Source organism: Pseudarthrobacter sp. S3, assembly GCF_050156905.1.
Classification (GTDB): Bacteria; Actinomycetota; Actinomycetes; order Actinomycetales; family Micrococcaceae; genus Arthrobacter.
Genome location: NZ_CP189583.1, coordinates 2,559,016 through 2,577,200, shown reverse-complemented (window position 1 = coordinate 2,577,200; position 18,185 = coordinate 2,559,016). Strand labels below are relative to the sequence as shown.

Sequence of the window (18,185 nt, the reverse complement as noted above, 5' to 3'; positions counted from 1 at the left end):
ATTCTGGGAGCTGCCGGCCGTTGGCGTTTCCGGCAGTTGTGGTGTCCTTCCATCCAAGGAGTCAGAATGCCCAAGCCAGTCGCATTAGTTACGGGAGCATCCACGGGTATCGGCTTCGAGGCGGCGAAGAAGCTCAGCAGCCACGGTTTCGTCGTCTACGCGGGCGCCCGCCGGGTGGGCAGAATGGAGCCGCTGAAGGCGCTGGGCGTCCAGGTCCTGGCACTGGACGTGACGGACGATGATTCGATGCGTGCCGCCGTCGCCCGTGTCCTTGAAGAGCGCGGGCGGATTGATGTCCTGGTCAATAACGCCGGCTACGGGTCTTATGGGGCACTGGAACAGGTGGACTTGACCGAGGGCCGGCGCCAATTTGAGGTGAACGTCTTTGGCCTCGCCAGGATGACGCAGCTGGTCCTGCCGGCCATGCGGAGTGCGGGACGGGGCAGGATCATCAACATCTCGTCCATCGGCGGAAAATTCTACGAACCCCTTGGCGCCTGGTACCACGCCACGAAGTTCGCCGTTGAGGGCATGAGCGATGCACTGCGGCTCGAACTCAAGCCGCACGGCGTCGAGGTAGCCATCATCGAACCGGCAAGTACGCTCAGCGAGTGGGGCCGGATTTCCGCTGACGGGCTGCTGTCCAGCAGCGGCGAGGGGCCGTATGCTGTACAGGCACGGCACATGGCGGATGTCCTGGCGTCCACGGACAGGCCAGAAACGTCCACGCGGCCGGCGGTGATAGCGGCAGCTGTCCTGCACGCGGCCACGGCCACCCGTCCCCGCACCCGGTACCCGGTGGGCAAGGGAGCGGCCGCAATTCTGGGCCTGCGGCGCGTCCTGCCGGACCGGCTCTATGATGCGGTGGTCACGGCAGTCCTGAAGCGTATCGCCCGGTAGGGATGCATAGGCGGATCAGATCCGGTATTCGATGTCGTACTCGGCCGGATCCACGGCGGGCTTGGTTTCGCGCTGGGCATCACGGTGGCGCCACTTGGCCGGCACACCGGTCACAATCGATTCCGGCGGCGCGTCCTTGACCACCACGGCGTTGGCGCCCACGGCGCTGTCCCGGCCTATGGTGATGGGGCCCAGGACCTTGGCTCCGGCGCCGATAGTGACCCGGTCCTCGATGGTGGGATGGCGCTTGACCTTGGCCAGGGAGCGGCCGCCCAGCGTGACGCCGTGATAAATCATCACGTCTTCGCCGATTTCGGCGGTTTCGCCAATGACCACACCCATGCCGTGGTCGATGAAGAAGCGCCGGCCGATCGTAGCGCCGGGATGGATCTCGATTCCGGTCAGGAAGCGGCCCAGCTGCGACACCAGCCGCGCCGGGAACCGAAATTCCGGGGTTTGCCACATATGGTGCGTCAGCCGGTGGATCCAGATGGCATGCAGCCCGGAATAGGCGAAAAAGTTCTCAAAAGAGCCTCGAGCCGCCGGGTCGTGTGACCGGGCGGCGTCGAGGTCTTCCTTCAGTCTTGCGAAAAAGCCCACAAAGTTCTTTCTACAGGAAACGGGGCGACAACGGGCTGATCAGCCGCGGATGTCGTCATAGAGCACTGTGGAGATGTAACGCTCACCGAAGTCGCAGACAATCGCGACGATCAGCTTGCCGGCATTCTCCGGACGCTTGGCCAGTTCCAGGGCGCCCCAGACGATGGCGCCGGAGGAGATGCCGCCGAGGATGCCTTCTTTGACGCCGAGTTCACGGGCGACCCGGACGGAGTCTTCCAGGGTGGCATCCAGGACTTCGTCGTAGACGTTTGTGTCCAGGATTTCCGGGATGAAGTTCGCGCCGATGCCCTGGATCTTGTGCGGCCCGGGAGCGCCGCCGTTCAGGATGGCGGAGTCCTTCGGTTCGATGGCGACAATCTGGACCTCAGGATTGCGCTCCTTCAGGACCTGGCCGACGCCGGTGACGGTTCCGCCGGTGCCGATGCCGGCGACGAAGATGTCCACCTTGCCATCGGTATCGGACCAGATTTCCTCGGCGGTGGTGGTGCGGTGGATCTCAGGGTTGGCCTCGTTGGCGAACTGCTGGGCCCAGATGGAGTTTTCCGTGTTGGCCACGATTTCCTGGGCTTTTTCCACGGCGCCGCGCATGCCCTCGGAACCCGGGGTCAGGACAATCTCGGCGCCGAATGCCCGGAGCATAACGCGGCGTTCGGTGGACATGGTCTCAGGCATGGTCAGGATGACCTTGTAACCGCGGGCCGCACCCACCATGGCAAGGGCGATGCCGGTATTGCCGGAGGTGCCTTCAACGATGGTGCCGCCGGGCTTGAGGGCGCCCGACTTCTCGGCGGCGTCAACGATGGCCACTCCGATGCGGTCCTTGACGCTGTTGGCCGGGTTGTAGAACTCAAGCTTGACCGCCACAGTCGCGCCCAGTCCCTCGGTCAACCGGTTCAGGCGGACCAGCGGAGTGCCGCCGACCAACTGCGTTACATCGTCATAGATCCGTGCCATGTAGATATGCCTATCTCTCAAGTGTGAATGCTGAGGTCAGCCTAACGATGGCTGAGCGGGCGCTGCTAAGCATTAAGCCACGGAGAGTAATATTTCCTGGCCTTGGCGAGTTTGGGATTGATGATCACCTGGCAGTATCCCTGCTCGGGATACTTGGCGTAGTAGTCCTGGTGAAAGTCCTCCGCGACATGGAATCGGGGGAGCCTGCTGACCTCCGTAACGATCGAATGGGACCAGAGAGCCTGGTTCCGGTTGATCGCCTCCTCGAACAGGATTTTTTCTTCGGTGGTCTCATAGAACATTGACGAGCGGTACTGCGTGCCCACATCGTACCCCTGGCGATTGAGCGTTGTGGGATCGTGCAGCGCGAAGAACATGTCCAGGATGACCTCAGCCGGGATGACGGATTCGTCGAAAGTGACCGCCACGACTTCAGCGTGGCCAGTGGTCCCGCCACAGACGGAGTAGTAGTCCGGCTGGGGGTCATGGCCGCCCGTGTATCCGGAAATCACCGACGTGACGCCTTTGGTTATTTGGTAGACGGCGTCGAGGCACCAGAAGCAGCCCCCGCCGAGAACAAAAGTTTTCATGACCTCTTCAATGGTTGAGCGCGCCAGATGATTCCCTGACCACCTTACGAGACTGTGACACATGCGAGCCAGATGGCTCCATGGGGTAAAACTGAGACTATGGAACCTGCAGACATCGGCGTTACAGATGCGGACAAGCTCGACGACGGCACCCTTGCCGGGGCGGGCGCTGGTCCGGCTGGTCCGGCTGCTCCCACGCTGGCGCAGGTGCTGCTGGCGGTCGAGGAACTCTGGCCCGAGTCGCTGGCCGAAAACTGGGACGAAGTGGGGCTGGTGGCCGGGCACCCGTCATCGCCCGTGACAAGGGTGATGTTCGCCGTTGATCCCACGCTTACGGTAATCGAGGAAGCCGTGGAATGGGGTGCCGAGCTCCTGATCACCCACCACCCGTTGCTCCTCAAAGGCGTCACGTCCGTGGCGGCCACCACTGCCAAAGGGCAGGCTATTCACCGCCTCATCGAGTCCGGAACCGCGCTGCTGACCGTCCATACCAACGGTGATTCCGCTGTCGGGGGCGTTTCCGACGTCCTGGCCGATGCGCTGGGACTCGAGGGCGTTGTCCCGCTGACGGTGGCCGCGAACGGACTGCCCGAGGAAGGCATTGGACGTGTGGGTGATCTGGCGGACGTGATGAGCCTGGGCGATTTCGCGGCCCGGGTGTTCGGCATCCTGCCAGCGGTGGCCGGCGGAGTCCGTGTGTCCGGGGACAAGGACGGGCTGGTGCGGCGCATTGCGGTGTGCGGGGGTGCGGGGGATTCGTTGTTCAACGAGGTGCGGGCCAACAACGCCGACGTCTATGTCACCGCCGACCTCCGCCACCATCCGGCGTCCGAAGCCCGTGAAGCGGCAGTGAACGGCCGGCCCTACCTGATTGACGTTTCGCACTTTGCCAGCGAATGGCTGTGGCTGCCCGCTGCGGCGTCGGCGCTGGGCAATGTGCTCTCCGATCAGGGCCACGACGTCGATATCCAGGTAAGCACCACCAACAGCGATCCGTGGGACTTCATTCTGACTCCGGGCTAAGCGTGGCCGGCGAATCCGTGCTGGGACCACACCGGCGAGGGACCCACTCCGAGCGCAGCGAGGTGCGGGAGCCGGTGGGGACCTAGCGAGGCAGGGGAGCACGCCAGGCGCTAGAGTCTATAAAGCGCCGATACGGTGCCCGGCTTCGGCCGGATTGGATTTAGCGGAGGTAAATAGTGGCCAAGGCAGCACCGGCGGAACAGTTGAAGTTGCTCGAACTGCAAGGGCTGGACGCAAAACTCAAGTCCCTGTCCAACCGCCGCCGTGCCCTGGAAACCGATCCCCGGATCGAGGACCTCCAATCGGCCCTGTCCGTCGCCAACGGTGAACTCGGCTCCGCCAAGATGGCCGTGCATGACGCCGAAGCCGAGCTGAAGCGCGCCGAGGCCGATGTCGAGCAGGTTGCCTCCCGCATCGAACGCGACGAAGCGCGGCTCAACAGCGGGACGGGGCTGTCAAAGGACCTCGTGGCCCTGCAGAAGGACATCGCCTCCCTCAACAAGCGCCGCTCCGACCTTGAAGACGTGGAGCTGGAAGTCCTGGAACGCCTGGATTCACTGCGCGAGCGTCAGGCTGCCCAGCAGCTCATCGTGGACAACGTCCAGGGCTCCTTCGGCGGCATCCGCGCCGAACTCGATGAAGCCCTGGCCGAAGTGGCCGCTGAAGCGACCATAGTCCGCGGCAAGCGCGCCGAATTCGCTGAAGGCCTCGACGCCGGGATGCTGGCTATCTACGAAAAGACGCTGGCAAAGCGGGGCGTGGGCGCTGCCCGGTTGTTCCACGGAACCTCTGAGGCCTCCGGCATGAAGCTGAGTCCCGGGGACCTCGCCGAGATCAAGGCCGCCTCCGACGACGACATTGTGTTCTGCCCTGATTCGGGTGCCATCCTGGTGCGATCTGCCGAGTGGAACACTCCCGCCCCAGCTAACTAGCAGCCGATGCAGGGCGCTCTAACTGCCGTCGTGAACGCTCGGAACGACTGTTTGTGCTACCTGGTTGGGCAGGATGATGTTCAGGGCATGCGGTTTCCGCGCTGAACCATCCACCAGCTCGGCGTCCCATTTTTCGCGCGTGGCCTTCAGCAGCTGCCCCGGGGTCAGCGGGGCATTGCCGCGGCGGGCCAGCAGGTGCCGCGCCAGCTCGCCGCGGGTGTGTTTGGCGAAGTGGCTGACCACCTTGCGCACGCCACTGACCTCCGTAAAAACGTTGACGGCCACCGTCTGGGCCGGCGGCGGTGCCCAGGCGGCGGCATAGGTGCTGGAGCGGCAGTCCACGAGCAGATGCCCGGACGCCGACTCCGCGAGGGCCGCCGAAATCTTTGGCTTCCAGAACGAGGCGAGGCGGCCGACGTCGGGCAGTGCCGTTCCCATCGACAGCCGGTAGGCGGGCACACTGTCCGCGAAGTGGATGGCGCCCCACAGCGCCGAGATGACCAGCACAGATACATCGGCCTTCCGCCGCTGCGCCGGCGTCAGGGTTTTGTAGCCGAGGGCGTCGTACAGAACGCCGGAATAGATCTGGTGTGCCGGGGCGGCCGGTTCGGCGTGGAGCCGGGTGTTGCGTTCGACGTCGTCCTGCAGCGATGCGCCGACGCCCAGCAGCGCGAGGGCATCCTCATGTGCGCTGACCGTCCCCAGCGCCTCCAGGACTTTTGCCCGATAGGTGTTGAGTTCGGGGAAGCTCAGTGACGGCCAGTCGACGGCGGACCCGCGGACTGCGGGGGTCTTGCCTTCGGAGGGGGGCAGCAGAATCAGCACCGTACGATCTTACCGGCGACAGCGTGGCCTTCTGCCGGCGGTAGACTGGGCTGCGGATGGGTTGACTAGGCGGCCGCGCGTCACGCAAGTGGCTCGAGGAACGTCCGGGCTCCGCAGGGCAGGGTGGTGGGTAACGCCCACTCGGGGTGACCCGCAGGCCAGTGCCACAGAGAACAGACCGCCTGCGTCTTCCGGCAACGGAAGCTCAGCAGGTAAGGGTGAAACGGTGGTGTAAGAGACCACCAGCTTCCCGGGTGACCGGGAAGGCTAGGTAAACCCCACCCGGAGCAAGGCCAGACAGGACACGTTTGAGGGCTGCCCGCCCGAGTGTCCGGGTAGGCCGCTGGAGGGCGTCGGCAACGGCGTCCGTAGATGGATGGCCGCTACTTCCGCGCTGGTAACGGCACGGGAGCACAGAACCCGGCGTATCGGTCAACCCATCCAACACCTCCCGCCGGGCACGGACCCGCCCCGCATGTGAGTGATTTCACGCTGGTGGCGGCGGTCCGCGGGTCTGCTCCAGCCTAGAATGGAGAGCGAACGTAGAAGTTCTGCCGCCGGGTCTGCGTTCGCAGCCGGTGGCTTTTCTTTACGCTTCTCCACGGCACCCGGGATGGACCGCATCCTGCCGGTGCCAGAGCCCCTGGACAACATCAGGTGGCCGCCAACCGCTTACGACGACGTATGCGGCTGAACCGAGGAAGGTAGTTCTGTGAGCCAGACGTCAGATTCTTGTCTTGATACGTGGATGGGCCGGGAGGCTCTCGCCGAGGCCATGATTCCGGTGATTGGCCGGCTGTACCGCGAAAACAACGTGGTCACCAGCATTCATGGCCGGAGCCTGATCAACAAGTCCACCATGAACATCCTCAAAGCGCACCGTTTTGCCCGCCGCATGAGTAACACCGAGCTCCTGCTCGAAGAGACCGCACCGCTGCTGAACATCCTGGCTCAGCTGGAGCTGGGTGCGGCGGCTATCGACGTCGCCCGCCTGGCGGAGAAGTTCAAGGCAGAAGGCGACGGCGCCACCCTGGAAGAGTTCCTCCGTGCCGAGCTTGCCGATGTCGTGGGCAAGCGCGGTGGCGATGACCGGACCAGCACCGACGTCGTGCTGTACGGCTTTGGCCGGATCGGCCGGCTCCTGGCGCGCCTCCTGATCGAAAAGGCCGGTGGTGGCCACGGCCTGCGACTGCGCGCCATCGTGGTGCGCCGCGGCTCGGACAAGGACCTCACCAAGCGCGCCAGCCTCCTGCGCCGCGACTCGGTCCACGGTTCCTTCGAGGGAACCATCCGGGTGGATGAGGCTGTCAACACCATCACCGCGAACGGTGTCCAGATCCAGGTCATCTACTCGGATAATCCTGCCACGATCGACTACACCGCCTACGGCATCCACAACGCCCTGGTGGTGGACAACACCGGCCGCTGGCGCGATGCCGAAGGCCTGTCCCAGCACCTGCAGAGCAAGGGCGTTGCACGGGTACTCCTGACGGCGCCGGGCAAGGGCGCGCTGAAGAACATCGTGCACGGGATCAACCACGGCAGCATCAAGGACACGGACCGGATCGTGTCCGCAGCGTCCTGCACCACCAACGCCATCACCCCGGTCCTGAAGGCCATCAACGACAAATTCGGCGTGATCCACGGCCACGTGGAAACCGTCCACTCCTTCACCAACGACCAGAACCTGATCGACAACTTCCACAACGGTGACCGTCGCGGCCGCTCCGCCGCGCTGAACATGGTTATCACCGAAACCGGAGCGGCCACTGCTGTGGCGAAGGCCCTCCCCGAACTCCAGGGCAAGCTCACCGGCAGCTCAATCCGCGTCCCCACGCCGGACGTCTCGCTGGCCATCCTGAACCTGAGCCTGGAAAACGGCACCACCAAGGATGAGGTGAACGACTACCTGCGCCAGATGTCCCTGCATTCTGACCTCCGCAAGCAGATTGACTACATCGATTCGCCCGAGGTTGTTTCCACGGACTTTGTTGGCTCACGCCGCACCGGCATCGTGGACGGCCTGGCCACCATCTCCAACGACAAAAACGTCATTCTCTACGTCTGGTACGACAACGAGTTCGGTTACAGCTGCCAGGTAGTCCGGGTCATGGAAGAGATGGCCGGCGTCAACCCGCCGGCGTTCCCGGCCAAGGAAGCCGCTGCGGCCTTGGCCGCAATCGCCGTCTAGGCCGTTCGCCGGGCTGGCTGCCCGACATTCCCGGCTGATGCGCTGGAATCAGCCGGGAATCGGGACCACACTGGTGGCATGGATAACGAAACTCTCCACGAGACCACCCTTGAACACGCCCTCGACGTCGCCAAGGCCAACCACAAAGAAGCCATCAGGCTCCTGGACCAGGCGCGCGGGTCCCGGGCTTCCGGCGATGTCGGTGACGACCGGGTGCGGCAGCTCGAAGGGCTCCTCCAGGTTGCCGAAGAAGACCTGCGCCGTGTAGCCCGGGAGCAGTAGCCGGTCTCAGTAGTGGGCGGTATGCCCGGTCCACTTCTCCTCCCCGTTGTGGATAACTGCTTGGGTGTCGGTGGGGTGACCTAGGCTCTTCTGGTGCGTTACATTTCCGGAAGAGCTGGTTACCCATGACCGTCAGCTGGCGTGCCTACCGCAGCGCCCGCCGCCGTTCGAGGCAGTCCTGGGCCCTGCTGGCTGTGCTGGCCCTGGCTGCAGTCGGCTCCGCAGGATGGTTTTTCACTGCGGGGCAGTTCGCAGCGGCGGAACCAGCCATCGCAGGGCCCAGCGAGGCGCCCGTTTTCGACGGGACCTGGATGAAGCCCGTGGTGCCGGTGCATGCTGTACCGCAGGGGAGTGCCCGGGACGCCCTCGAGGGGCTGCCCGTCAAGGGCAGGGCTCCCAAGGACAACTACCAGCGGGAGGCCTTCGGGCAGGCCTGGCTGGACGTGGACCGGAACGGCTGCGACACCCGCAACGACATCCTTCGCAGGGACCTGACCGCCGTGGGCTTCACAGAGGGGTCCAAATGCAGGGTAGCGTCGGGTGCCATCCAGGAGCCGTACACGGGTAAAGCCGTGGAATTCCGGCGCGGTCCGGAAAGCAGCAAGGAAATCCAGATCGACCACGTTGTGGCGCTCGGAGACGCGTGGCAGAAAGGCGCACAGGCGCTGACCCCGCAGCAGCGCCAGAGCCTGGCCAACGATCCGCTGAACCTCATCGCCGCGGACGGTCCCGCCAACCAGCAGAAGAGCGCAAGCGACGCTGCTACCTGGCTGCCGAAGAACAAGAACTTCCGCTGCCACTATGTTGCCCGCCAGATCTCGGTGAAGGCGTCCTACAAACTGTGGGTTACGCAGCCGGAGAAGGATGCAATGAAGCGCGTCCTGGACTCCTGCCCGGACCAGCCAACCATCAGCGCCCGGTAATGCGTCGGCTCAGTGGCCGAACGGGTCCGGATCCACGCCGGGCATCCAGGTCAGCCCGGGCACACCCCAGCCGCTCTTCCTGGCCAGTTTCATGGCCTTCCGTGCATAGCGGTCCATCAGCCGGTTGACGTAAAGCTTTCCGTCGAGGTGATCGTACTCGTGCTGCAGAACCCGGGCGAACCATCCCGTGGCCTCGAACTCAACGGGCTGCCCGTAGCCGTCAAAGCCTTCCACCCGCGCCCACTCCGCACGCTTGAGCGGGTAGGCGCCGCCGGGGAAGGAGAGGCAACCCTCTTCCTCTTCCTCGGGGTCCGGCAGTGCGCCAGAGATCTTGGACAGGGTCAGCACCGGGTTAACCAGGACTCCGATGGGCGGGGCGCCGTCGTGATTGGCGTACTTGTAAACAAAAATTCTCTTGCCAACACCAACCTGCGGCGCCGCCAGGCCCACGCCGTTGGCAGCCTCGTTGGTTTCAAACATGTCCGCGATCAGGGCGCGCAGCCCGTCGTCGAACACCTCCACCTCAGCGGCGCGGTGGTGCAGCACCGGCTCTCCCCAGACGGTGATTGGCAGAACTGTCATCTCAGGCGGCCCTTCGTGCGTGCGGCGTGTCGCCGGCGTTTATGCAAAAAAGTGGAGGCCGTACCGGATATCCGGTACGGCCTCCACTGAACGGCAGTTACTGCCGCCCTATGAGGGTGAGCTACGGGGGTTGAACCCGCGACCTCCTGGACCACAACCAGGCGCTCTGCCAACTGAGCTAAGCCCACCATGTGCCCGCAGATTCCCGGTCATCCGGTGCTCTGGAAAGGCAACTCAAATAGCTTACCTGCTGTCGGAGGCGGCTTGTGCCACTTTTTGGGTTTTTACGGAAAATTCCCCCGAATGTGGTGCAGATTACTCTTTTGGGGTACCTGTGCCGGGCGTGGCAGTGATGCGCTGGGCGACTTTCCGGGCAGAGTCGCTGTCAGGTCCGGGAGCCGGAACAAAAACCGCCTCGCGGTAGTAGCGGAGCTCGTCGATGGAATCCTGGATGTCCCCCAGTGCGCGGTGGCCGCCCCTCTTGGCGGGGGATTGGAAGTAAGCCCGGGCGAACCAGCGGCGGGAGAGTTCCTTGATGGTGCTCACATCGATCACGCGGTAGTGGAGGTGCTCCACGATGGCCGGCATGTCGCGGGAGAGGAAGACGCGGTCTGTCCCCACGGAGTTGCCGCCCAGCGGTGCCTTGCGCGGGTCCGGCACCCACTTTTCGATGTACTCCATCACGGTGGCTTCGGCCTCGGCCATGCTCTTGCCGTGCGGCAGTTCCTTCAGCAGCCCGGACCGGGTGTGCATGTCCCTGACGAAGTCGTTCATCTGGGCGAGGGCAGCGTCCTCGGGCTTGATCACCACATCCACACCGTCCCCGAGAATGTTGAGCTCTGAATCCGTCACCAGCGCCGCCACCTCGATCAGGGCGTCGTTCTTGATGTCCAGGCCGGTCATTTCGCAGTCGATCCAGACGATGCGTTCGTTAGATATAGGCACCGGACCAGCCTACCGTTTGGCTCCGGCGCAACCGTCCGATGCTAGGATTTCGGTTACATGGGGGCGAGGGTTTTGCCGCTGTGCTGTGCCTGCGCGACCCGGGCTGCCACTGCCGCCCGCGGGGTTGGAGCGCCAAGTGTAAAGAGATTGGACGATCCTGAGATGACGGCGCCTGTGCCTGGAACGGGGGAGATGGCCGCCAGCGTGATGCTGAAGCCCGCAGAGGCAGAAGTGGATAACGCAAGGTCCCCCATCCTTGCCGGTCTTGTCGGCTCGGTCCTGATGGTGCTCGGATCCCTCGGCGTCGGATGGCTGGCCCCCGTTTCCGAACTCCGCCGGGTACCGATCTTTATCTGGATGCGCACGGAGGCCATCGGCGTGGCCCTGGCCATCGTGCTGGTCGCGGTGGGCGGCATGCTCCTGGTCCGCTCCTGGCTGAGGCTTGGCCAGCGGATCCGCGTGTGGGGGCCGGCCGCGCGAAAGGCAACGCTGCAGGCCATCGCAGCATGGGGCCTGCCGTTGATGTTCACTGTCCCGCTTTTCAGCCGCGACGTGTACGCCTACATTGGTCAGGGCCGGCTGATGGTGGAGGGATTCAACCCCTACGAAAACGGCATCTCGGCGCTGTCCAACTATTTCCAGCTTGGCGCCGACAAACAGTGGACTGAAGCTCCCGTGCCGTACGGCCAGCTATTCCTGTGGATTGAGCAGTTTGTGGTCTGGTCCACCAACGTCCAGCCCGAGGCCAGCGTGATGCTTTTCAGGCTCGTTGCGCTGTTCGGCGTGGTCCTCTGCGTTATCTATGTGCCCAAGCTGGCCGAGCTTCACGGCGTCAACCCGCACCGCGCAGTGTGGCTCACCGCCGCCAACCCGCTGTTCCTCACCAACTTCATCGCCAGCGTCCACAACGATGCCCTCATGATCGGATTGGCCCTCGCCGGATTGTATTACGCGGCCACCAGACGCGTGGTGCTGGGTATAGTCCTGGTCACCCTTTCCATCGCCGTCAAGCCCATCACCATCGTTTTCCTGCCGTTCATCGGCCTGATCTGGGCAGGCAAGAACGCCGGCTGGCCGCGGAAATTCATGTTCTGGGGACTGACGGGAGGGCTTAGCCTGGCCATTCTGTATGGCCTGAGCCTGGTCAATGGGTTCGGTTTCGGTTGGATCAACGGGCTATCGGCCCCCGGAAGCCTCTTCATCTGGTACGCGCCGGTGGGACTCGTGGGGTTGATGGTCGCTTCAGTTTCAAATGCCTTCGGCCTTCATGGGTGGACGCTCGCAGACTGGGTGTTCGACGCCGGCAAACTACTGGCCGTAGGCGTCGTCGCCTTCCAGATCTTCAAGGGTGAGCATAACCGCCTGATCCGCCGCCTCACCTTGGCCTTTGCGGCCATTGTGGTGCTGGCCCCGATGATCCAGTCATGGTACGTGGTGTGGCTCATCCCGCTGTTTGCGGTGACAGGCATCCGCAACGACTGGCAGGTCAAGGCCCTGTACTTCATCGTGTCGTTCTTCATGATCTACGCCATTTCCGACCAGCTGGAGGTATTTCCCTACCTCCAGACGGAGGATCTGGGACTTGCCCTCGTGCTGGCCCGCTTCGCGGCCGCAATAACGGGCCTGCTCTTTGCCATGTACCTGATCTTCATGGATCCGGACACCAAACGGCTATTCCGGAAGTCGGCCGAGCCAGTGACCGAACGCCCCGTCATCTAGTCTCCGCAGGCACCGTCATCCGGCGCCGGTGGCTCCCCGCGCCGGGCCCCCTTCCAGGTGTCGCATTGCTTCCTTCCGGGACAGCGGACTCAGGCGTGTGCCGTTCTGCGCCACGAAATTGCGCACCCAATCCGGCTCGGACTTGGCGTATTCACGAAGCACCCCACCGATAGCCTTCCGGATGAAAAATTCCAGGTCCGCCAGGTTCGGCTCGATCACGGCCCGCAGCAGGTCCTGATCCGTGCGGGGCTTGGCCTTCAACTGCGAGGTGATGGCCGACCGCCTGATCCAGAAGTCCTGGTCGGTGCTCCGGGTCAGCAGCAAGTGCCTGAAGAAGCCCGCCGAGGTTAAGGGATGGGCGGCGGCAGCGGCCTTCGCCAGGTGTCTGACCTCCGGGACCCTGACGCCCAGTGACGGCACTGCGGACTTCATGTAGGCGTGCGCTCCGGCGGCCCGCTCCGGCTCGGTCCGCTCCCGCAGCGCCGCGCGGACAGTGTCCACCAACTCGCGGTTCGGAGTCTCCGTGGCCCGATCCTCCGTGTCCGAAGGTGCCTTGTCCAGCGTTTCCCCATGCGGCAATAATCCGTCCATGGTGCAACTTTAGCGAGGGGCCGGTGACATGCCGGCCGGTCCGTTCCAGGCTGGACGGACCTAGAGTGGGACCAGCCAAACTGCACGTTCCCTTGGGCCGTGCCACCCGACGCCGGAGGTTCCCTACATGTCCATGATTAAGACTCCCGAGCAGATTGCCCTCATGCGCGACGCCGGGCGGGTGGTGGCAACCACTCTCGCGGCTGTGCGTGCGGCAGCCGGAGTGGGTGTAACCCTGCGTGAGCTCGATACCCTTGCCGCAGACACCATAGCCACGGCGGGAGCCACGCCGGCCTTCCTGAACTACCACCCGCGGTGGGCCTCAGTCCCGTTTCCCGGAGTGATCTGTACCAGCGTGAATGACGCCGTGGTTCACGGGATTCCCGGCGGGTACACACTCCAGGACGGTGATCTGCTCAGCGTGGATTGCGGGGCATTCCTGCAGGGCTGGTGCGGCGATGCGGCCATCAGCTTCATCGTGGGAACACCCGATCCTGTGGATCAGGCCCTCATCGATGCAACGGACGCCGCCCTGGCGCGCGGGATTGAGGCCGCCCGGATCGGCAACAAAATGGGCGATCTTGCCTACGCGATCGGCGGCGCCGCGCGGCGGGCGGGCTACGGTCTGCTGGCTGATCACGGCGGCCATGGCATCGGCCGCACCATGCACGCCGAACCGCCTGTGCCCAACGACGGCAGGCCGGGACGGGGCATCAAGCTCACCGAGGGGCTGGTCATCGCCATCGAGCCCATGCTGATCCTGGGCCGCAAGGACGACTACTACCACGACGACGACGAATGGACGCTGCGTTCAGCAAACGGCCGCAGGGCTGCCCACAGCGAGCACACGGTGGCCATCACTGCTGATGGCCCGGTGATCCTCACGCTTCCGTAACTGCCGACGGCTCAGGCCGACAGTTCAGTCCTCAGTGGTCCATCCCATCCTGTCCAGCTAGGCCGCACACAGCGATGTCCATTGATCCGGTCCCGGCAGCTCCCGGGCCAGCCCGAGGCCATGGCGGCCCTGCGGAAAAACGTGGAGTTTGGCCGGCACGCCCGCGCGCATCAACGCCCCGCGTAAGAAACGCTGTGGCGGACGGGTACAGCCGCATCATCGGCAGTGTGCCACACAAAGGCCGGCGGGGTAGTGGCCGTGACCTGGAGATCTGGAGACAGTGCCCGGAGCAGATCGTCCGACGGCGACCCGCCCGCTAAGTTGTCCACTGACCCCTGATGGACCGCGTTCGTGAAGGATACGACCGAATAGCACAGAACCGAAAGGTCCGGAAACGGCGGCCTCGACGTCCAGCGAGGCGTTTCCGGTGGAGACCGCCGTCGACAGCGTTGCCGCGAGGTGGCCGCCGGCCGAGAAGCCCAGGACGCCCACCCGCGTCCTGTCCACCGCCCGTGGTCGGCCTGTCCTGCATACCCGCCACCCGGAAGGACCGGAACCGCTGGACGCGGACCTGCATTGCCGCGGGCAGGCACGGCAGTCATTGAGACCGGGAGCATCCTCAGGCCACTGACTCAGCGCTGCTGGGTTGGGCCACTTCGGTGCTGCGCCGCAGAGTGACCTGTCCGGTTATCGGCGAAGATCCGGCCCCGCGGTCGCCCATTCCCGCCGCGCTGCTGGCAGCCTGCCGGCCAATTTCCTCCAAGGGAAGGTGCACTGTGGAGAGGGCCGGGCGGAAATCGCGCAGGGTTTCAATATCGTCGAAACCGGCGACGGCGGCATCCAGCGGGATCCGCAGTCCCTGGGAGCGCAGCGCAGCGGCGGTCCCGATAGCCATGACATCGTTGACGGCAAAGATGCAGAGCCTTGGTGCATTGCCCCCGGTCCGGGGCGCTGTGATCCGGGCAGCCATGGCCAGGCCGGCCTCGAAACCGCCGGCACGGTTGAAGTCCGTGCGGATGACATCCGCGGCTGGCAGGCCTGCGACGGCTAGGCCACGCTGGAACCCTCGGATCCGGTCGTCGGACGTAAACAGCCCTTCCGGGCCGCCAATGATGACGAAGTCTTCCCGCGACGCCGCCAGCTCGGTGGCGAGCTGCGCGGCCAACTCCTCATTGGGCACACTCACCACGTGGTAGCCGTCTGCTGCCGTGGCGCCCACAATCCCGTGGCCGATCACGCCCACGTGGCCGCCATTGCGGCAATAACGGTCCAGTTCTGCGGCCAGTTCAGCGTTGCCGTCCCGGTCCTCGACGCGGGAAGTCCGCGAACCTGCGATCACGATGGAATCGGCGCGGCGAGCCGCGAAGGCACCCACGGCTTCCTTCTCGCTTTCCGGAGCGCCTTCGGTGGTGGCCAACAGCACCATCTTGTGCTGTTCCCTCGCGGCTTCCTGGACGCCGCGGGCTATGGCGGCAAAGTAGGGATCGGCGATGTCGTGCACAATCAGCCCGATCAGTCCGGAGCTGGACTTCGCCAGTCCCTGGGCCTGCGCGTTGGGAATGTAGCCGAGGGATTCGGCGGCCTGGCGCACACGGTCGGCAATATCCTTGCCGGGTATCCGGGCGGAGCCGTTCAGCACGCGGGAGGCGGTGGCCGGCGAAACGCCCGCCAAACGGGCCACCTCGGTGAGGGTACTGGCAGCCACAGCTTCTCCTGTTCGTACGTACTTCAGCGCTATAGGCGCCGACCTCAGTATGGCAGTTTGAAGGTAGGCAGGGAAAGCGCTTGCCAATATGCGGTGACCCGTGCATGATGGATTCAGTGGGAATGCGCTTTCCCAAGACATTTTGAGTAACTCACCGCGGAGGACAAGTGGGCTTCGAAACAAAGACGATCCGCATCGCCATGAACGGCATCACCGGCCGGATGGGTTACCGCCAGCACCTGTTGCGTTCCATCCTCCCCATCCGTGATGCCGGAGGCTTTAGCTGGAGGACGGCACCAAGGTCCAGGTGGAGCCGATCCTGGTGGGCCGCAACGAAGCCAAGATCCGCGAACTGGCGGAACTGCACAAGGTGGCGGAGCGGACCACCGACCTCGATTCCGTGATCAACGACCCCTCCGTGGACATCATGTTCGATGCCTCCATGACCAGCCTCCGTGCCGCCACCCTGAAGAAGGCAATGCTGGCCGGCAAGCACATCTTCACCGAAAAGCCCACGGCTGAAACCCTCGAAGAGGCCATCGAACTGGCCCGCATCGGCAAGGAAGCCGGCGTCACCGCGGGCGTTGTGCACGACAAGCTGCTGCTGAAGGATCCTGCGCTCGCCGTGTTCCGGATGTCCGACTACCTGCGCATCAACGGAGTGGGAGTATGACATTAAATTCAGGACCGTCCCCTTTTTCGCGCCTTTCGATCAACAGCGCGACCACCAAGAAGTGGACCCTCGCACAGGTCGTCGACGCCTGCGTCAACGCCGGCATCCCGTCCATCGGCCCATGGCGTGACCGCGTTGAGGAAGCAGGGCTGGACAAGGCCGCCAAGCTGATCAAGGACGCCGGCCTCCGGGTCTCCTCGCTCTGCCGCGGCGGTTTCCTGACAGCGGCCAACGCCGAAGGCCAGGCCGCCGCACTGGCGCCGGCGGAGAAGGACGTGGTGGCTGCCCGCCAGCGCGTCGCCGACCGCCTCGCCGACCTTGTTCCATTCGCCTCCGAGAACGGGATCCGGCTGGTGCTCGAACCGCTGCACCCGATGTACGCGGCTGACCGTGCCCTGATCTCCACCCTGGGACAGGCCCTGGATCTCGCCGCCCCGTTCGACACCAAGGCTGTTGGCGTCGCCGTCGACACCTTCCACGTCTGGTGGGATCCGGAACTTAAGGCCCAAATTGAACGCGCCGGCCGGGAAGACCGCATCGCCTCCTACCAGGTGTGCGACTTCAACATGCCCATCGCCGCGGATCCGCTGCTGTTGCGCGGATACATGGGCGACGGCGTCATTGACTTCGCCACCATCGGCACCTGGGTCCGCGACGCCGGGTACACCGGCGACATCGAAGTCGAAATCTTCAATCAGGAGATCTGGGACACCGATGGCAATATCGTCCTTTCCACGGTCAAGGAGCGCTCCGCGGAACTCGTGCTGCCTTACGCCTGAGAAACGGCAATTTCACACCAGCCACACAATGAAAAAACACCCCGGTCTGCTGACCGGGGTGTTTTTTGCTGACCGGCGCATCCGTCAAGGACGTGCCAAGTCATCATCTTGTGCCCCAGGAGGGAATCGAACCCCCGACCGGCGGATTAGAAGGCCGCTGCTCTATCCCCTGAGCTACTGGGGCACGTGGCGCCACGACCAGAGATCAGGCGCATCAAAAGTTTACATGGCACCACGGTGCAGTCGCTTCACCAGGGCGGGCTGCCGGAACTTCTCCTCAACAAGGCAGTTGCGGGAAGGGTTGTGCACATACGCGAACTTATCCCTCGCGGCGCGGTGCCGTCCGCGCGAAGCTGGTTTTGCCGCTAAGGCGCTACCTTTCGAGACAGGACAAGATGATGACTGACTACCAAACGTTCCGGGGCTTCGTTGCCACGGATATCAAGACCTCCACAACTCCGGGCGGCGTTGGCACTGCCTCGTTCCGCCTCGGTTCAACGGCGCGGCGCTTTGACCGCGCCACCAGCACCTGGGTGGATAGCCACACCAACTGGTTCAACGTCCAGGGCTATCGTCAGCTTGCCGGGAACATGGCCTGCAGCATCAAGAAAGGCCAGTGCGTCATCGTCGTTGGCCGGCTCAAGCTGCGCAGCTGGGAGAAAGACGGCCGGATCTACCATTCAGCCGAAATCGATGCCGATTCCGTAGGGCACGACCTCAAACGCGGTTCGGCCAACTACATCCGTACCAGCGACACCGGACTGCACCTCGTCTCAGACAACGGCGCGGCAGGCCAGGAAGCCGCAGCGGACGGCAGCGGCATCGGCCCTGCGGATCCTGACGACGACGGGGGCGACCCGGAGGAAGGGGAACACGCGGACGACGACGCTGCAGCCTTGGGAGTCTTCCACGAGGACGCAGACGGCAACCACATTCCGGTGGACGCTGAAACGGGCGAGCTCGCCGGAGCCGCCGTCTGAAAGTGCTGGCGCTCGATACCGCACAGGAAGCGGGCGGACCCGGTGCCGGCAGTCCGCCCGCGCCGGGACCGTTCC

Annotated in this window: 18 protein-coding genes, 2 tRNA genes, 1 other RNA gene and 1 pseudogene; 12 read left to right on the top strand and 10 right to left on the bottom strand. The window is 64.3% G+C overall.

Annotated features, from left to right (window positions below):
* Nucleotides 1-66 precede the first annotated feature (66 nt).
* Nucleotides 67-900 (top strand): oxidoreductase, encoded by an 834-nt coding sequence (locus ACQCSV_RS12365; RefSeq protein ID WP_354153737.1) that lies wholly within the window; start codon nucleotides 67-69, stop codon nucleotides 898-900.
* A gap of 15 nt (nucleotides 901-915) precedes the next feature.
* Here the strand turns inward: ACQCSV_RS12365 and epsC are convergent, their stop codons facing one another.
* From epsC to msrA, 3 genes are all read right to left on the bottom strand, one after another.
* Entirely contained in the window at nucleotides 916-1,500 is a 585-nt protein-coding gene (gene epsC, locus ACQCSV_RS12360; protein ID WP_354223506.1) for a serine O-acetyltransferase EpsC, read from the bottom strand.
* A 39-nt stretch (nucleotides 1,501-1,539) separates the two neighbouring features.
* Nucleotides 1,540-2,475 carry a cysteine synthase A gene (gene cysK, locus ACQCSV_RS12355; protein WP_282330879.1) on the bottom strand — a complete coding sequence of 312 codons (936 nt, stop codon included), beginning with the start codon at nucleotides 2,473-2,475 and terminating at the stop codon, nucleotides 1,540-1,542.
* Nucleotides 2,476-2,540: 65 nt separating this feature from the next.
* The gene (gene msrA, locus ACQCSV_RS12350) at nucleotides 2,541-3,065 is read right to left on the bottom strand and encodes a peptide-methionine (S)-S-oxide reductase MsrA (protein WP_426938516.1); all 525 of its coding nucleotides are present in this window, start codon (nucleotides 3,063-3,065) and stop codon (nucleotides 2,541-2,543) included.
* Between the two features lie 99 nt (nucleotides 3,066-3,164).
* Here msrA and ACQCSV_RS12345 point away from each other — a divergent pair, with 99 nt between their 5' ends.
* A complete protein-coding gene (locus ACQCSV_RS12345) occupies nucleotides 3,165-4,088 on the top strand; it encodes a Nif3-like dinuclear metal center hexameric protein (RefSeq protein ID WP_354153740.1) in 924 nt (307 codons plus the stop codon).
* A 176-nt stretch (nucleotides 4,089-4,264) separates the two neighbouring features.
* Nucleotides 4,265-5,020: a DUF7581 domain-containing protein gene (locus ACQCSV_RS12340; protein WP_354153741.1), complete on the top strand. Its 756-nt coding sequence runs from the start codon at nucleotides 4,265-4,267 to the stop codon at nucleotides 5,018-5,020.
* Nucleotides 5,021-5,038: 18 nt separating this feature from the next.
* On the opposite strand, the gene ACQCSV_RS12335 is transcribed toward ACQCSV_RS12340, so the two are convergent.
* Nucleotides 5,039-5,845 carry a YaaA family protein gene (locus ACQCSV_RS12335; RefSeq protein WP_426938515.1) on the bottom strand — a complete coding sequence of 269 codons (807 nt, stop codon included), beginning with the start codon at nucleotides 5,843-5,845 and terminating at the stop codon, nucleotides 5,039-5,041.
* A gap of 57 nt (nucleotides 5,846-5,902) precedes the next feature.
* Between ACQCSV_RS12335 and rnpB the strand changes: the two genes are divergently transcribed.
* The 4 genes from rnpB to ACQCSV_RS12315 all read left to right on the top strand — a co-directional run bounded on the left by rnpB (nucleotide 5,903) and on the right by ACQCSV_RS12315 (nucleotide 9,241).
* Nucleotides 5,903-6,289: RNase P RNA component class A (rnpB, locus tag ACQCSV_RS12330), an RNA gene on the top strand.
* A gap of 268 nt (nucleotides 6,290-6,557) precedes the next feature.
* Nucleotides 6,558-8,036, top strand: coding sequence for a glyceraldehyde-3-phosphate dehydrogenase (locus tag ACQCSV_RS12325; RefSeq protein WP_354153743.1), 1,479 nt, complete (start codon nucleotides 6,558-6,560; stop codon nucleotides 8,034-8,036).
* Between the two features lie 78 nt (nucleotides 8,037-8,114).
* Entirely contained in the window at nucleotides 8,115-8,318 is a 204-nt protein-coding gene (locus ACQCSV_RS12320) for a hypothetical protein (RefSeq protein ID WP_185260797.1), read from the top strand.
* Between the two features lie 125 nt (nucleotides 8,319-8,443).
* Entirely contained in the window at nucleotides 8,444-9,241 is a 798-nt protein-coding gene (locus ACQCSV_RS12315) for an HNH endonuclease family protein (RefSeq protein WP_354153744.1), read from the top strand.
* A gap of 9 nt (nucleotides 9,242-9,250) precedes the next feature.
* Here ACQCSV_RS12315 and def read toward each other — a convergent pair whose 3' ends face one another.
* From def to orn, 3 genes are all read right to left on the bottom strand, one after another.
* Nucleotides 9,251-9,823, bottom strand: coding sequence for a peptide deformylase (def, locus tag ACQCSV_RS12310; protein WP_426938514.1), 573 nt, complete (start codon nucleotides 9,821-9,823; stop codon nucleotides 9,251-9,253).
* A 115-nt stretch (nucleotides 9,824-9,938) separates the two neighbouring features.
* A tRNA-His gene (locus ACQCSV_RS12305) sits at nucleotides 9,939-10,011 on the bottom strand.
* Between the two features lie 127 nt (nucleotides 10,012-10,138).
* Entirely contained in the window at nucleotides 10,139-10,768 is a 630-nt protein-coding gene (gene orn, locus ACQCSV_RS12300) for an oligoribonuclease (protein ID WP_354153746.1), read from the bottom strand.
* A 162-nt stretch (nucleotides 10,769-10,930) separates the two neighbouring features.
* Here orn and mptB point away from each other — a divergent pair, with 162 nt between their 5' ends.
* Nucleotides 10,931-12,487: a polyprenol phosphomannose-dependent alpha 1,6 mannosyltransferase MptB gene (gene mptB / locus ACQCSV_RS12295; protein ID WP_426938513.1), complete on the top strand. Its 1,557-nt coding sequence runs from the start codon at nucleotides 10,931-10,933 to the stop codon at nucleotides 12,485-12,487.
* Nucleotides 12,488-12,502: 15 nt separating this feature from the next.
* Here mptB and ACQCSV_RS12290 read toward each other — a convergent pair whose 3' ends face one another.
* On the bottom strand, nucleotides 12,503-13,078 hold the full coding sequence (locus ACQCSV_RS12290) for a DNA alkylation repair protein (RefSeq protein ID WP_354153748.1): 576 nt from the start codon (nucleotides 13,076-13,078) through the stop codon (nucleotides 12,503-12,505).
* Nucleotides 13,079-13,205: 127 nt separating this feature from the next.
* On the opposite strand from ACQCSV_RS12290, the gene map reads away from it, so the two are divergent.
* Nucleotides 13,206-13,973 carry a type I methionyl aminopeptidase gene (map, locus tag ACQCSV_RS12285; RefSeq protein WP_354153749.1) on the top strand — a complete coding sequence of 256 codons (768 nt, stop codon included), beginning with the start codon at nucleotides 13,206-13,208 and terminating at the stop codon, nucleotides 13,971-13,973.
* 619 nt (nucleotides 13,974-14,592) lie between these two features.
* Here the strand turns inward: map and ACQCSV_RS12280 are convergent.
* A complete protein-coding gene (locus ACQCSV_RS12280) occupies nucleotides 14,593-15,678 on the bottom strand; it encodes a LacI family DNA-binding transcriptional regulator (RefSeq protein WP_354153750.1) in 1,086 nt (361 codons plus the stop codon).
* A gap of 167 nt (nucleotides 15,679-15,845) precedes the next feature.
* Between ACQCSV_RS12280 and ACQCSV_RS12275 the strand changes: the two are divergent.
* Together ACQCSV_RS12275 and ACQCSV_RS12270 are read left to right on the top strand one after the other, a co-directional pair.
* Nucleotides 15,846-16,312: pseudogene (locus ACQCSV_RS12275) on the top strand (Gfo/Idh/MocA family protein); the annotation flags it as partial.
* 35 nt (nucleotides 16,313-16,347) lie between these two features.
* Entirely contained in the window at nucleotides 16,348-17,130 is a 783-nt protein-coding gene (locus ACQCSV_RS12270; RefSeq protein WP_354153751.1) for a sugar phosphate isomerase/epimerase family protein, read from the top strand.
* A gap of 111 nt (nucleotides 17,131-17,241) precedes the next feature.
* On the opposite strand, the gene ACQCSV_RS12265 is transcribed toward ACQCSV_RS12270, so the two are convergent.
* Nucleotides 17,242-17,314: transfer RNA gene (locus ACQCSV_RS12265), tRNA-Arg, on the bottom strand.
* A 214-nt stretch (nucleotides 17,315-17,528) separates the two neighbouring features.
* Between ACQCSV_RS12265 and ACQCSV_RS12260 the strand changes: the two genes are divergently transcribed.
* Nucleotides 17,529-18,110, top strand: a complete 582-nt coding sequence (locus ACQCSV_RS12260; protein ID WP_354153752.1) for a single-stranded DNA-binding protein — start codon at nucleotides 17,529-17,531, stop codon at nucleotides 18,108-18,110.
* Nucleotides 18,111-18,185 lie beyond the last annotated feature (75 nt).

Bases quoted from the DNA above. Each gene is read 5' to 3' on its own strand.
- ACQCSV_RS12260 (WP_354153752.1), top strand. From the start codon at position 17,529: ATGACTGACTACCAAACGTTCCGGGGCTTCGTTGCCACGGATATCAAG.
- ACQCSV_RS12345 (WP_354153740.1), top strand. From the start codon at position 3,165: ATGGAACCTGCAGACATCGGCGTTACAGATGCGGACAAGCTCGACGAC.
- cysK (WP_282330879.1), bottom strand. From the start codon at position 2,475: ATGGCACGGATCTATGACGATGTAACGCAGTTGGTCGGCGGCACTCCG.
- ACQCSV_RS12290 (WP_354153748.1), bottom strand. From the start codon at position 13,078: ATGGACGGATTATTGCCGCATGGGGAAACGCTGGACAAGGCACCTTCG.
- ACQCSV_RS12365 (WP_354153737.1), top strand. From the start codon at position 67: ATGCCCAAGCCAGTCGCATTAGTTACGGGAGCATCCACGGGTATCGGC.
- ACQCSV_RS12270 (WP_354153751.1), top strand. From the start codon at position 16,348: ATGACATTAAATTCAGGACCGTCCCCTTTTTCGCGCCTTTCGATCAAC.
- map (WP_354153749.1), top strand. From the start codon at position 13,206: ATGTCCATGATTAAGACTCCCGAGCAGATTGCCCTCATGCGCGACGCC.
- msrA (WP_426938516.1), bottom strand. From the start codon at position 3,065: ATGAAAACTTTTGTTCTCGGCGGGGGCTGCTTCTGGTGCCTCGACGCC.
- ACQCSV_RS12320 (WP_185260797.1), top strand. From the start codon at position 8,115: ATGGATAACGAAACTCTCCACGAGACCACCCTTGAACACGCCCTCGAC.
- mptB (WP_426938513.1), top strand. From the start codon at position 10,931: ATGACGGCGCCTGTGCCTGGAACGGGGGAGATGGCCGCCAGCGTGATG.
- ACQCSV_RS12315 (WP_354153744.1), top strand. From the start codon at position 8,444: ATGACCGTCAGCTGGCGTGCCTACCGCAGCGCCCGCCGCCGTTCGAGG.
- def (WP_426938514.1), bottom strand. From the start codon at position 9,823: ATGACAGTTCTGCCAATCACCGTCTGGGGAGAGCCGGTGCTGCACCAC.